Source organism: Microbacterium natoriense, from assembly GCF_030816295.1.
Classification (GTDB): Bacteria; Actinomycetota; Actinomycetes; order Actinomycetales; family Microbacteriaceae; genus Microbacterium; species Microbacterium natoriense_A.
In genome coordinates this window covers 220,324-233,380 of record NZ_JAUSXV010000001.1, presented here as the reverse complement: position 1 = coordinate 233,380, position 13,057 = coordinate 220,324, and the positions used below count along the sequence as shown (strand labels likewise).

The following is a 13,057-nucleotide window of genomic DNA, read 5'->3' as shown; positions in this document are numbered from 1 at the left end:
CGGACATGTGACGTCAAGGAGCGTCATATGACGTCACGCAACGTGAAATATGACGTCGGGGTCTGGTGCTCGCGGTGGTTCTGTGCTGCGCGGGCCACCGCGCCCTTCCGGTCGCAGTTCGTGCCGCTCCAGCGGTGCGCCGTTCATTCCGGTTGCAGTTCCTGCCGGGCGACCGCGAATTCGGCGACGCGAACTGCGCCCGGAACGAGGGAGACGGATGCTGCGACGGCACGAACTGCAACCGGAACGGGATGCGGCGCGGTGGCGGCGGGAGGGCCGTCAGAGCCGGGCCGCGGCAGCCTCGTAGCGGGCGACCACGAGGTCGATCAGCGGCTGCGGCACGGGGCCGCCGTCGAGGAGCGGCATCGTAAGCGCGCGATCGGCGTTCTGCCGCCGGGCGAGGTCGAAGAAGTATCCCTGGGCGAGCAGGTACGTGGACACGATCGCGTCAGGATGCTCGGCAAGGGCCGAGGGAAGGTCGGGCTGCCGCGCGGCGAGGTAAGCGAGGTGCACGTCTCGGCCGAGACGCTCTTCGAGAAGCGCGCCCATGCCCTCGGCATCCGTCAGTGAACGGGGATCGCGCGAGCCGGCTACCGCGAGGATCACCGGATCCTGGCCTTCCGGCAGTCGCTGGGCGAGGACGTCGGCGAGGCGCGGATCGGGGCCCATCGGATCCGCGATGACCGTCGACGGGCGGGTCTTCGCGATGCCGTGCAGGTCGTGGTGCACGTGGAACCCGCTGGACAGCAGCAGCGGCACGATCACGAGCGGCCCGTCGAGCTGCGGGGCGAGCTCGGCGGCGTCCGGCTGCTGCACATCGACGAAGGCCTCGATCACGTCGACGTCGGGGAGGGCCGAGCGCACCTGCGCGACGAGGGCGGCGATCGCCGCGGCGCCTTCGACGTCGGCGGTGCCGTGCGACACGGCGAGGAGCGAGGGTCGAGCCATGCAGCGACTCTAAAGGGTATGTGTGACTGCGGTGTTTCAGCGGGGCGTCCTCGCCCAGGTGCCGGATCCCGAGCCTGCGGTCGTCGAGCGAGCGAAGCGAGACGAAACGCCCGTTTCGGAGCATTCGCGCTTCGTTGCCCTTCCGTGATGATTCTGCCCGTTTTCAGCCCCTGATCAGGGCGTCAATGTCGGAGGCCCCGAGCATGATGTAGGTATGACGGCACTGGTTGACGCGACGATCGAACAGGTGGACGCGCTGGCCGCGCTCACCGGCATGCTCGTCGATGTCGACCGCACGATCGGTCAGCTGCAGGCGGTGCGCGATGGCATTCTCGCCACCGCGTCACGTCTGGCGCTGCAGGTCGCAGATGAAGCAGGTCACGAGGATTTCGGCGACCTGTCCACGCGCACGGTGGCCGCGGAGCTGGGGGCGGCGCTGCGGGTGTCCGACCGGACGGTGCAGCGCCGGATGGCGGAGGCGTCGTTCCTGGTCGAGCGATTCCCGCGGGTGTGGCAGGCACAGGGTGCCGGCCGCATCAGCGCCGGGCATGCGCGCGTGATCGTCGAGGCCGGGGAGCATCTCGATGACGCGGCCGACCGGGACGCCTACTCCGAGCAGATCATCGGATTCGCGGAGACGGAGTCCCCGAATCGAGTGGGGCGGATGGCGCGGCGCGTCGCGGAGCGGTTCCAGCCGCGCGGTCTCGACGATCGGCACAAGGACGCTCGGACGAAGCGCCGCATCTGGGTGAATGATCGCCCTGACGGCATGGCCGAGCTCGGCATGCACGGCCCGGCGGCGCTGATCCACGGTGCGTACGACCGGATCACCGCGATGGGCAGGGCGCTGCAGACAGGCTCCTGCGTGCCAACGGGCGCGTCGTTCGGTCCTGCGGCGACAGGCGACTCCGCCACAGAACCGGACGTGGTGCCCGACGCTCGGACCTTCGACGAGATCCGCTGCGATCTCGCTCTCGACATGCTCCTCACCGGTGCTCCGGCCGGGCACGACACCCCTGAGGGGCTCCTCGCCGCGATCACAGCGGCCGTGTCCGTCACGGTCCCGGTGCTCAGCCTCGCCGGCGTCGACAGCACTCCTGCCGAGCTGAACGGCCGCTGCCCGATCGACGACGCGACGGCGAAGGCGCTGGTCGGTGCAGCATCCGGTTGGGATCGCGTGCTCACCCACCCTGTCACCGGTGGCGTGCTCGCCGTCGACCGCTACCGGCCCTCCGCCGACCTGAGGCGACACCTCCAGGCCAGGGACCAGCGGTGCCGATTCCCTGGATGCGGGATGCCGGCCCGAGACAGCGACCTCGACCACACGATCGACCACGCCTTCGGTGGCGAGACGACCGACGCCAACCTCGGTGCACTGTGCCGAAGACACCACGTGCTGAAGCATCACACCCCGTGGCACGTCGAACACCTCGACGGCGGCGTCTACTCGTGGACGAGCCCGACCGGACAGATCTACATCGACCGGCCTCCGCCGGTGAACACCGTGACGTTCACCGAAGCTCCCGACGAACCCGAGCCGCCCTTCTGAGGTCGCACCCGTTGCGGCTGCACCTCGGTGCTCGCGGCGGGGGTGATCCCACCTTCGGCGTGGGCGTGCCCGAATCAGGCCTCCCGCGGCAACCGCGGCAACCGCGGGATCGCCGAGACGAGGGTGCGCGTGTAGGCGGTCGTCGGGGCGTCGAGGATGTCGCGGGTCGCCCCCTCTTCGACGACGCGCCCGCCCTGCAGCACGACGGTCCGCTCACACAGGGCGGCGACCGCGCTCAGATCGTGCGACACCATCACGAGGGCCATGCCGGTCTCGGCGCGCAGATGGGCCAGCAGCTCGATGACCTGGATGCGGGTGGTGACGTCGAGTGCGCTGACCGGCTCGTCTGCGAGCAGGACGCGCGGTTTCGACACGATGGCCCTGGCGATCGCGATGCGCTGGCGCTGGCCGCCCGAGAACTCGTGCGGGTACCGGTGCAGGGCGTCGGCGTCGAGGCCGACCGAGCGCACGGCCTCCGCCACCGACTGCTGCGCCTCGGCGCCGCGGGCGATCCCCAGGGACCGCAGCGGTTCGCCCACGATGCGGTCGATGCGCTGACGCGGGTCGAGCGAGGAGTACGGGTCCTGGAACACCGTCTGCACCTCGGTGCGGAACCGGCGCATCATGCGTCGGTCGCGCCGGTCCAACGGGGCGCCGTCGAACAGCACTGCGCCGGCGTGCGGCGCGGCGAGTCCGAGGAGCAGGGAGAAGATCGTCGATTTGCCCGCTCCGGACTCGCCGACCAGGCCCAGTGCCTGACCGGCAGAGACACCGAGTGTGACGTCGTCGATGACAGTGCGCCGGCCGTAGGCGAACCGGGCGTCGTGAAGCTCGAGCAGGGCGGTCATCGCACCACTCCCGGGGTGGCGGGGGCGTCGAGCGCCGAGTCCAGCGCCCGGGCGCTCGCCACGAGGCCTTGGGCGTACGGATGCTGTGGGTCGCCGAGGATCTCGGTGATCGGTCCCTGCTCCACGGCCTCGCCCCGTCGCATCACGACCACGCGCTGCGTCATCCGCGCGACCACCGCGAGGTCGTGGCTGATGAACAGCAGCGCCATGTCACGCTCGGCCACCAGGCGCTCGAGCAGCGTCAGGATCTCGTCCTGAACCGTCACGTCGAGCGCCGTCGTCGGCTCGTCCGCGATCAGCAGCTTCGGGCTCGCCGCGAGGGCGATCGCGGTCGCCACGCGCTGCCGCTGGCCGCCCGACAGCTCATGCGGGAATGCGCGGGCGATGCGAGGGTCGGGCAGGGACACATCGTTCAGGGCGCCGAGCACGGCCTGCTGCAGTGCGGCGCCTCGAAGACCGAGGTGGCGCCGGATCGGCTCCGCGATCTGGCGCTCCACCCGCATGAGCGGGTCGAGGGCGGTCAGCGGCTCCTGGAACAGCAACGAGGCGACCGGGCCGCGCAGCGGCCGCAGCATCCGATCCGGGGCTCCGATCACCTGCGTGCCGTCCAGCAGGACCGATCCGGATGTCTCGAGCCCTCCGCCGAGGAGCCCGGTGATCGCGAGCGAGGTGACCGACTTGCCCGACCCGGACTCGCCGATCACACCGACGCGCTCACCCGCCGCGACGGTGAACGACACGTCGTCGACGAGACGTCGACCGCCCGCGGTGACAGTGAGGCCGGCGACTTCGAGAAGGCTCATCGGTTCCTCCTGCGAGTCGGGTCTGCGAAATCGCGCAGGCCGTCGGCGATGAAGTTCACACCGAGCACGAGCACGACGAGCGCGACTCCGGGCGCGATGGCCCCGACCGGTGCGGTGAGCACAGTGCCCTGCGCTTCTTGCAGCAGTCGCCCCCAGGATGCGTTGGGCGGCGGTGCGCCCAGCCCCAGATACGACAGGCTCGCCTCGGCCAGCACGGCGGCGCCGAACTGCAGGGCGAGGTTCACGCCGAGGGCCGGCGCGATGTTCGGCAGGACATGGAAGAAGACGATCCCCGGAAGACGGGTGCCGCTGGTGCGCGCTGCGGTGATGAACTGCTCGTGCAGCACGCGGCGGGCGAGGATGCGGGTGAGTCGGGCGACGACGGCCGACATGGCGAGTCCGATCGCGAGGATCGCCGACCACAGCGAGGCTCCCTGCACGGCGACCACGAGCATCGCCAGGAGCAGCACCGGGAACGCGATGATCACGTCGAGCGTGGCCGAGAGCGAGTCGTCGAGCCAGGGGCGGGCGAAGGCGGCGGTCAGGCCGATCGCGACACCCAGCACGGCGGCGAGGGCGACGGATGCGGTGCCGACGATGAGCGCGATACGGGCCCCGATCATGAGCTGAGTGAACAGGTCGCGCCCGAGCTTGTCCGTGCCCAGCAGATGCTCGAGGCTCGGACCTTCGAGGCGTCCGCCGCTGATGTCGGAGGGGTCGAAGGGCAGCCAGAACAGCGAGACGAGAGCGAGGAGGACGATGACGCCGGTGAAGCCCAGACCGAGGCCCAGGGTCGTGTGACGGCGACGTCGGGGTGCGGCGTCCGTCACCTGCTCGACCACCGCGGTCATCGGACGGCCACCCTGGCACGCAGTCGCGGGTCGACGAGTCGTTGGACGATGTCGGCGAGGAAGCCGACCAGGAGCACGAACAGGGTGCTCACCACGAGCACGCCCTGGATGTTCGCGAAGTCGTGCTGCGCGATGCCGTTCAGCAGCATGCTGCCCAGGCCCGGCAGCGTGAACACGCTCTCGACGACGACGGCGCCGAGCAGGGTGGTCGAGAGCTCGATGCCGAGCACGGCGATCACGGGGACCGCGCCGTTGCGCAGGCCGTGACGCAGCAGCGCCTCGCCGACCCCTGATCCGCCGGCGCGCGCGGTGCGCAGATAGTCGCTGCCCAGCACATCGAGGGTGGCGGAGCGCACGTATCTGCTCAGCGAAGCGCTCATCACGAGCGCGATCGTGATCACGGGAAGGGTCAGCGAACGCAGAGCGTCGGCGGGATCCTCCCAGTCGTCGCGCGGGAATCCGCCCGAGGGCAGGACGCCCAGTCCGAGTGCGAAGATCCAGACCAGGATCATGCCCACCCAGAACACCGGGACGGCGATGCCGAGCTGCGCGAAGCCGCTCAGCAGCGCGCCGTACCAGCGGTGGGCCTTCACCGCGGCCGTGATGCCGAGAACGAGCGAGAGCACCAACGCGAGTGCGAAGGCGAGCAACGTGAGCGGCAGGGTCACGACCAGCCGTGCGGAGATCTCGGGCCCGACGGGCAGAGTCGAGATGTAGCTGCTGCCGAGGTCGAACCGCAGCATCTGCCCCGCCCAGGTGAGGAACTGCTGCAGCAGCGGCTGATCCGATCCCACCTGGGCCCGCGCCGCGGCGATCTGCTCATCGGTCGCGTTCACGGAGAGCAGGGCGTTCGCCGGGTCGCCGGGGAGGAGCCGCAGCAGCACGAAGATCACGATCATGGCGACGACGAGCGACACCACGAGGAACGCGAAACGACGGGCGAGATAGGCGAGCATGGGTTCTCTGGGACGAAACGGGCGACGCCTCGTGGACGGCGCCCCGGAGGGCACGACATCCACGAGGCGTCGAGAAGGTCAGGACTTGACGATGTCGTAGGCGAAGAACTGCGAGTTCAGGCCGTTGACAGGGTATCCGGTGACGTCGCTGGATGCGATGACGATCTGCGGATACAGGTACAGCCAGACGCTTGCGGCGTCCGCAGCGATCTGCTCGTTGACCTTCTTCAGCAGCTCGGTCTGCTCGTCGGTGGTCGTGGCCTGTTCCGCCTCGGCCACCCACTGCTGCACATCGGCGTTGTCGTAGCCCCAGTAGAAGTCGGGGTTGCCGTACCAGACCACGTCTCGGTCGTTGACGTGCTCCTGCAGCGTCGCCTCGAAGTCCTGCTCCTTGAACACCTTGGTGTACCACTCGTCGGCGCTGATCGTGTTGATGTTCACGGTGATGCCGACCTCGGCCAGCTGCGACTGCAGGAACTCGGCCACGGCCGGGTGCGGGTCGTAGCTGGGGGTGTCGAGCGTGAACTCGAAGCCGTCCGGGTACCCGGCCTCGGCCAGCTGCTGCGTGGCGAGGTCGACGTCATACGGGTTCACAGCGGTGAGGTCTTCGTACCAGGGGTCGGTCGGCGGGACCATCGAGCCGATCAGTGTGCCGTAGTCGCCCCAGATGGAGTTCAGCAGCTTCTTCGTGTCGATCGCGGAGTAGATCGCCTTGCGCACGAGGGCGTTGTCGAACGGTGCGACGCGGTCGTTGAACGCCAGCAGCTCCTTGGTGGTGGAGGTGCCTTCCGAGATCACGTAGTCGTCGCCCGAGAACTGCGCGAGGGCATCCGGACTCTGCACGCTCGTGATGAGGTCGATCTCACCGGTGAGCAGGGCGTTGTTCTCGGCTGTCGCATCGGTGAAGTACGTGTAGACGACCTCGGCGTTCTTGGCCGCCTCGCCCCAGTAGTCGTCCCAGCGGTCGAGGGTCAGGGTGCTGCCCTTCTTCCACTCGTCCAGCGTGTAGGGGCCGGTGCCGTCCTCCTTGGTCTCCAGGTCTGTCGCGTCGGCGTTCACGATCCACACGTAGCTGAGGTTGTAGAGGAACGAGATCGAGCGCTGCGAGAGCGTGAAGACCACGGTCGCGTCGTCGGGGGTCTCGATGCTCGTGATCACCTCGAAGGCCGATTTGCGCGCCGACTGCGACTCCTCGGCGGTGACGGCCTCGATGCTCGCCTTCACGTCGGCCGAGGTCAGCTTCTTCCCGGAGTGGAAGGCGACGCCGTCCTTCAGCGTGATCGTGTACGTCAGGCCGTCGTCGCTGACGTCGGCGCTCTCGGCGAGCAGCGGCTCGACCTCTCCGTCATCGGTGAGCTTGTACAGGCCCTCGTAGACGTTGCCTGTCAGGGCCTCGGTGACGCCCTGGCCACCGCCCGCGACATTGGAGAGGTTGACGGGCTCGTAGATCGATCCGATGTGGATGGTGGCATCCGGACCGTCGGCGGACGCGCCGCCGCCGGCCGAGCAGCCGGCGAGCGCGAGGGCCGAGACGAGAATGGTCGCGCCGAGCGCGAGGGACTTCTTCACAGGGGTCTCCTGGTGGGTGGGTGAGGGATGCTGCGGGTTCGGGTGACGGATGCTGAGTGGAGTTCAGGCGGAGTAGATGTCGAATCCGCCTGAGAACACGACGCTCTTCTCGCCGGCGCGGATGGCTTCGCTGAACCGGTTCTGCGCCGGGGGCAGCGGGCAGTTGTACTGTGCGGAGAAACCGCACGGCGGCACGAAGGCGCGGTTGAAGTCGAGCACGACCGTGCCCGCGGCGCCGAAGGCGCTGTCGTCGTCGCGGCGCACGAACAGGAAGCGGCCGGATCCGTACGTCTCGGCGCCGTTGGTGGCGTCGCCGAACACGAGCAGCAGCTGGCCGCCGTCATCGAAGGCGGCAAGGCGGTGCTCGGCGCCGTTCAGCGTGAAGGTGATGTCGCCGGGCACGACGAGTTCGCGAGTGCCTCCGTTGTCGCGGATGTGCTCGAAAGGCACGGTGCGAGAGGCCTCGACCGGCGAGAACTGCGCCTCGATCACCCATGCGGGGTCGTAGTCGTAGGTGTCGATACTCTCGAACGCACGGATCGCGGGAGCGTCCGCGTCCCACACGCGCAACCCGTACTCGGCGGCTCCGGTCGAGATGTCGGTGCGCTCGATGGGCGTCACAGTGACGGATGCCGCGGCATCCGCCTGCTCTGCGTCGATGTCGGGTCGCTCCGCCCCTGTCCAACGGGTCTCGACGAGGGCGAGGTTGCCCGTGGGCGCGGTGACGGCGGCGCGGCGCTGTGCGCGCCAGGCGGCGTGATCTTCGGGTGCAGGCATGGCGGATCCATCGTAAGAAGGGAATGGGCGTCGCGGAATGTGAACGTTATTCAGCGAAACACGGTCGGGGCGTGCGCCATTCCCCGGCGGCGCGGCGGCGCGGCTGCGCGTCGGGAAGACGAGGGACCGGATGTGACGCTCGGCTGGCGCGGGCTAAGAGAACCAGGGAACCGCGCTGACCGGTTCGCGGCCATCATCCGCAAGCGGCGTGATGGTGAGCACGTAGCGTGGGACGCCGTCGAGCTGTCGGAGATCGACCCGGTGCCGACCCTCTGCGATCGGAAGCCGAATCGCGTAAGACGCGGTCGGGGCTTCATCGTCGAACTGCGCGGCCATCGTCAGCTGCGTGTAGTCGGTGAGCCACAGCCCTCCGGGGCCGACGTTCACAGCGCCCACCGCTTGACGCAGCACCGGAGCATCACCATGGCCATCTGCGACTACGACGGTCTCGTTGGTGTCATACGGGCCGGGATAGGCGATGAACAGGGATTCCGCGTTCATCTGCCCTGCGAAGTGGGTGAGGAGCTGCTCGAGCTCCCAATCCTCATCGACGAAGCCACGATACGTATCGGGCGCGACGAGGCAGAAGAATCCGTCCTCATCGACGTGCAAGGCAACGGCATCGCTCATCGCACCACGATAACCAAGAGCGAGACGGAGCGACGACCCCACCGGCCGTCGAGCGAGCACAGCGAGACAAGCAAAGTTGAGCCAATTCATATCAACTTCTTTTGACAGCATCCGACCCTCGGAGTACAGTTGAGTCATCGCGACTCAGGTTTCCCTGATCGCCGCAGACTTCCCGTTCCACACATACAAGGAGAGAACACATGGCACGTGCTGTTGGAATCGACCTCGGAACCACGAACTCCGTCGTCAGCGTCCTCGAGGGTGGCGAGCCGAAGGTCATCGCCAACGCCGAGGGCTTCCGCACGACCCCGTCGGTCGTCGCCTTCACGAAGGACGGCGAGGTGCTCGTCGGCGAGACGGCCAAGCGCCAGGCCGTCACCAACGTCGACCGCACCATCTCGTCGGTCAAGCGCCACATGGGCACCGACTGGAGCTTCGACGTCGACGGCAAGAAGTGGACGCCGCAGGAGATCTCCTCGCGCATCCTCATGAAGCTCAAGCGCGACGCCGAGTCGTACCTGGGCGACACGGTGACGGATGCCGTCATCACCGTTCCCGCATACTTCAACGACGCCGAGCGTCAGGCCACCAAGGAGGCCGGCGAGATCTCGGGCCTCAACGTGCTCCGCATCATCAACGAGCCCACCGCCGCCGCTCTCGCGTACGGCCTCGACAAGGGCAAGGAAGACGAGCTCATCCTCGTCTTCGACCTCGGTGGCGGAACCTTCGACGTCTCCCTCCTCGAGGTGGGCAAGGACGACGACTTCTCCACCATCCAGGTGCGCTCGACCGCCGGTGACAACCGCCTCGGCGGCGACGACTGGGACCAGCGTCTGGTCGACTACCTGATCAAGCAGTTCAAGGAGACCACGGGCGTCGACGTCTCGGGCGACAAGATCGCCCTGCAGCGTCTCAAGGAGGCCGCCGAGCAGGCGAAGAAGGAGCTCTCCTCCTCGACCAGCACGAGCATCAACCTGCCGTACCTGTCGCTGACCGAGTCCGGCCCGGTCTCGCTCTCAGAGACGATCACCCGCGCGAAGTTCGAGGACCTCACCAAGGATCTCCTCGACCGCACCAAGAAGCCCTTCGAAGACGTCATCCGCGAGGCCGGCATCAAGGTCGCCGACATCGCGCACGTCGTCCTCGTCGGCGGCTCGACCCGCATGCCCGCCGTCGCCGAACTCGTCAAGCGCGAGGCCGGCAAGGAAGCCAACAAGGGCGTCAACCCTGACGAGGTCGTCGCCGTCGGCGCAGCCCTCCAGGCCGGTGTCCTCAAGGGCGAGCGCAAGGACGTGCTGCTGATCGACGTCACCCCGCTGAGCCTCGGCATCGAGACCAAGGGCGGCATGATGACCAAGCTCATCGAGCGCAACACGGCCATCCCGACCAAGCGCAGCGAGACCTTCACGACGGCCGACGACAACCAGCCGTCCGTCGCGATCCAGGTCTTCCAGGGCGAGCGCGACTTCACACGCGACAACAAGCCGCTCGGCACCTTCGAGCTCACCGGCATCGCCCCGGCTCCGCGCGGCATCCCGCAGGTCGAGGTCACCTTCGACATCGACGCGAACGGCATCGTGCACGTGTCCGCCAAGGACAAGGGCACGGGCAAGGAGCAGTCGATGACGATCACCGGCGGCTCGTCGCTCAGCAAGGACGACATCGACCGCATGGTGCGCGAGGCCGAGGAGCACGCTGCAGAAGACAAGGCGCGCCGCGAAGCCGCCGAGGTCCGCAACCAGGCCGAGACGCTCGCGTACTCGATCGACAAGCTCATCTCCGAGAACGACGACAAGCTGCCCGAAGACGTGAAGACCGAGGTCAAGGCCGATGTCGACGCGCTCAAGACGGCGCTGGCCGGCGACGACGACGAGGCCGTGAAGACGGCCTTCGACAAGCTCAACCAGTCGCAGACCAAGCTCGGCGAGGCGATCTACGCGCAGTCGCAGGCGGATGCCGCAGCCGGCGCCCCCGAGGGCGCCCCCGCCGATGACAGCAGCTCCTCCGACGAGGACGTCATCGACGCAGAGGTCGTCGACGACGAGGAAGACAAGAAGTAATCATGACGGACAAGAACTTCGAAGAGAACGAGGTTCCGGAGGGGTCGGATGCTGCGGCATCCGGCCCCGCGCCGCAGAATCCGGACTCCACCGAGGCCAGGGCCGCTGAGGGCTCCGACGAGGAGCTCACGGTCGACGACATCCTGAACGCCGAGCAGACCGACGAGGCTGCCGCAGAGGATGCCGCGATCGCCGACGCCGAGGCGACCCTGCTGAACGACTTGAAGCGCCTTCAGGCCGAGTACGCGAACTACCGCCGCCGCACCGAGGAGCAGCGCCAGACCGACATCGAGCGCGCGAAGGGCGAGGCCGCCAAGGGCCTCATCCCCGTGCTCGACGATCTGGCTCGCGCCGCCCAGCACGGCGATCTGGTCGAGGGCACCCCCTTCGCCGTGATCGCCGAGAAGGTGCGCACTGTGGTCGAGCGTCTCGGCGTCGTCTCGTACGGCGAGGCTGGCGACGAGTTCGACCCGCAGCAGCACGAAGCGATTTTCCAGCAGCCCACGCCGGGCGCGGAGAAGACGACGATCCTCGAGGTCGTCGAGGTCGGCTACCGGCTCGGCGACGTCGAGCTGCGTCCCGCGAAGGTCGTCGTCGCAGTACCTGCCGAGTAGGGGACAGATGGCTAGCCAGGACTGGTTCGACAAGGACTTCTACAAGACCCTCGGGGTCATGAAGGACGTCAGCGACGCTGATCTCAAGAAGACCTATCGCAAGCTCGCGCGGAAGTACCACCCCGATTCCAATCAGGGCGATGCGGCCGCCGAGGCGAAGTTCAAGGAGATCAGCGAGGCCTACTCGGTGCTGTCGGATGCCGAACAGCGCAAGGAGTACGACGAGATCCGCGCGATGGGCTCTGGCGCCCGCTTCACCGCGGGTGGTCAGGGCGCGGGCGGCTTCGAAGACGTCTTCAGCCGGTTCGGCCAGCAGGGTCGCGGACAGAGCGCCGATTTCGAGGACATCTTCTCGATGTTCAACCAGGGCGGCGGAGGCTTCGGCTCCGGCGGCTTCGGGCGGACCTCGGGCGGATTCCGCGGATACGGAGGCCCGCAGCGCGGCGCCGACGTCACCGCGCGCACGACGCTGGACTTCACGACCGCCGTGCAGGGAGAGACCATCACCCTGCAGGGCGAGGACGGCAAGCCGTTCAAGGTGAAGATCCCGGCCGGCGTTGCAGACGGGCAGAAGATCAAGCTGCGCGGACGCGGACGGCCCTCGCCGGACGGCGGTGAGAACGGCGACATCGTCGTGCAGATCGCCGTCAAGCCGCACCCGGTCTTCACCCGCGACGGGCTCAACCTCCGCGTCGTGGTTCCGGTGACCTTCACCGAGGCCGCGCTCGGCGCGACGATCGAGGTCCCCACGCTGGGCGGCGACACGGTCAAGCTCCGTGTCGCCCCCGGTACGCCTTCGGGTCGCGTGCTGCGCGTCAAGGGTCGCGGCGTCACCACGACCAAGGGATCGGGCGACCTGCTCGCCGAACTCCAGATCGCGGTGCCCTCGCACCTCGACGAGGCAGCCCGCGAGGCGCTCGAGAAGTTCCACGAGCTGGAGCCCGACGAGAACCCGCGGGCCGACCTGATGGCGAAGGCCCGGCGATGACGACCGGGCTCTGTGCGGGTGAGTCCGATGGCTGAACGACAGGGCATGGATGCCGACACCCCGGTGTTCGCGATCGCCGTCGCCGCCGAGCTCGCCGGCATGCACCCGCAGACGCTGCGTCAGTACGACCGGATCGGCCTCGTGGTCCCCGGTCGTACGACCGGCGGATCGCGGCGCTATTCGACCCGCAACATCGAACAGCTGCGCGAGGTCGCCCAGCTGTCGTCCGAGGGCATGAGCCTGCCGGCGATCGCCCGGCTGCTCGACCTGGAGGATGAGAACCGGATGCTGCGCCGGCAGGTCTCGGGCCTCGAGGCCGCATTGCGCGCCGAACGGGAGAACCGCCCTGGCGTCCGCGTGTTCGCCGCCGGTTCGGCCGGCGTCGTGCCCGTGCCGAACGGCCGGCGCATCCGCCGCTCCACCGAGATCGTCCTGTGGGATCCGCGCGCCCGCGACTGACATCT

General features: G+C 68.3%; 13 protein-coding genes. 5 read left to right on the top strand and 8 right to left on the bottom strand.

Annotation, left to right across the window (positions count from 1 at the left end; all coding sequences use genetic code 11):
* Window positions 1-279: 279 nt before the first annotated feature.
* Complete coding sequence (locus QFZ53_RS01065) at window positions 280-948, bottom strand: sirohydrochlorin chelatase (RefSeq protein ID WP_307292587.1); 669 nt, start codon at window positions 946-948, stop codon at window positions 280-282.
* A 214-nt stretch (window positions 949-1,162) separates the two neighbouring features.
* On the opposite strand from QFZ53_RS01065, the gene QFZ53_RS01060 reads away from it, so the two are divergent.
* Window positions 1,163-2,497, top strand: a complete 1,335-nt coding sequence (locus QFZ53_RS01060) for an HNH endonuclease signature motif containing protein (protein WP_307292586.1) — start codon at window positions 1,163-1,165, stop codon at window positions 2,495-2,497.
* A gap of 74 nt (window positions 2,498-2,571) precedes the next feature.
* On the opposite strand, the gene QFZ53_RS01055 is transcribed toward QFZ53_RS01060, so the two are convergent.
* The 7 genes from QFZ53_RS01055 to QFZ53_RS01025 all read right to left on the bottom strand — a co-directional run bounded on the left by QFZ53_RS01055 (window position 2,572) and on the right by QFZ53_RS01025 (window position 8,931).
* Window positions 2,572-3,345 carry an ABC transporter ATP-binding protein gene (locus QFZ53_RS01055; protein WP_307292584.1) on the bottom strand — a complete coding sequence of 258 codons (774 nt, stop codon included), beginning with the start codon at window positions 3,343-3,345 and terminating at the stop codon, window positions 2,572-2,574.
* A complete protein-coding gene (locus QFZ53_RS01050; protein WP_307292581.1) occupies window positions 3,342-4,148 on the bottom strand; it encodes an ABC transporter ATP-binding protein in 807 nt (268 codons plus the stop codon). Before QFZ53_RS01050 ends, QFZ53_RS01055 begins: the two co-directional genes overlap by 4 nt.
* A complete protein-coding gene (locus QFZ53_RS01045; protein WP_307292578.1) occupies window positions 4,145-4,999 on the bottom strand; it encodes an ABC transporter permease in 855 nt (284 codons plus the stop codon). Before QFZ53_RS01045 ends, QFZ53_RS01050 begins: the two co-directional genes overlap by 4 nt.
* Window positions 4,996-5,955: an ABC transporter permease gene (locus tag QFZ53_RS01040; protein ID WP_307292575.1), complete on the bottom strand. Its 960-nt coding sequence runs from the start codon at window positions 5,953-5,955 to the stop codon at window positions 4,996-4,998. The genes QFZ53_RS01045 and QFZ53_RS01040 overlap by 4 nt, the downstream gene beginning before the upstream one ends.
* A gap of 78 nt (window positions 5,956-6,033) precedes the next feature.
* Window positions 6,034-7,524: an ABC transporter substrate-binding protein gene (locus QFZ53_RS01035; protein WP_307292574.1), complete on the bottom strand. Its 1,491-nt coding sequence runs from the start codon at window positions 7,522-7,524 to the stop codon at window positions 6,034-6,036.
* 63 nt (window positions 7,525-7,587) lie between these two features.
* Window positions 7,588-8,301: a DUF1684 domain-containing protein gene (locus QFZ53_RS01030; RefSeq protein ID WP_307292572.1), complete on the bottom strand. Its 714-nt coding sequence runs from the start codon at window positions 8,299-8,301 to the stop codon at window positions 7,588-7,590.
* A gap of 153 nt (window positions 8,302-8,454) precedes the next feature.
* Complete coding sequence (locus QFZ53_RS01025) at window positions 8,455-8,931, bottom strand: hypothetical protein (RefSeq protein WP_307292569.1); 477 nt, start codon at window positions 8,929-8,931, stop codon at window positions 8,455-8,457.
* A gap of 200 nt (window positions 8,932-9,131) precedes the next feature.
* Between QFZ53_RS01025 and dnaK the strand changes: the two genes are divergently transcribed.
* Genes dnaK through QFZ53_RS01005 form a run of 4 tightly spaced genes read left to right on the top strand, consistent with a single transcriptional unit; the run spans window position 9,132 to window position 13,052 of the window.
* Window positions 9,132-10,991 (top strand): molecular chaperone DnaK, encoded by a 1,860-nt coding sequence (gene dnaK, locus QFZ53_RS01020; protein ID WP_292904803.1) that lies wholly within the window; start codon window positions 9,132-9,134, stop codon window positions 10,989-10,991.
* Window positions 10,992-10,993: 2 nt separating this feature from the next.
* Window positions 10,994-11,605: a nucleotide exchange factor GrpE gene (locus QFZ53_RS01015; protein WP_307292566.1), complete on the top strand. Its 612-nt coding sequence runs from the start codon at window positions 10,994-10,996 to the stop codon at window positions 11,603-11,605.
* Window positions 11,606-11,612: 7 nt separating this feature from the next.
* Window positions 11,613-12,593 carry a DnaJ C-terminal domain-containing protein gene (locus tag QFZ53_RS01010; RefSeq protein WP_307292564.1) on the top strand — a complete coding sequence of 327 codons (981 nt, stop codon included), beginning with the start codon at window positions 11,613-11,615 and terminating at the stop codon, window positions 12,591-12,593.
* Window positions 12,594-12,620: 27 nt separating this feature from the next.
* A complete protein-coding gene (locus QFZ53_RS01005) occupies window positions 12,621-13,052 on the top strand; it encodes a heat shock protein transcriptional repressor HspR (protein ID WP_292904809.1) in 432 nt (143 codons plus the stop codon).
* The last annotated feature ends 5 nt before the right edge of the window (window positions 13,053-13,057 follow it).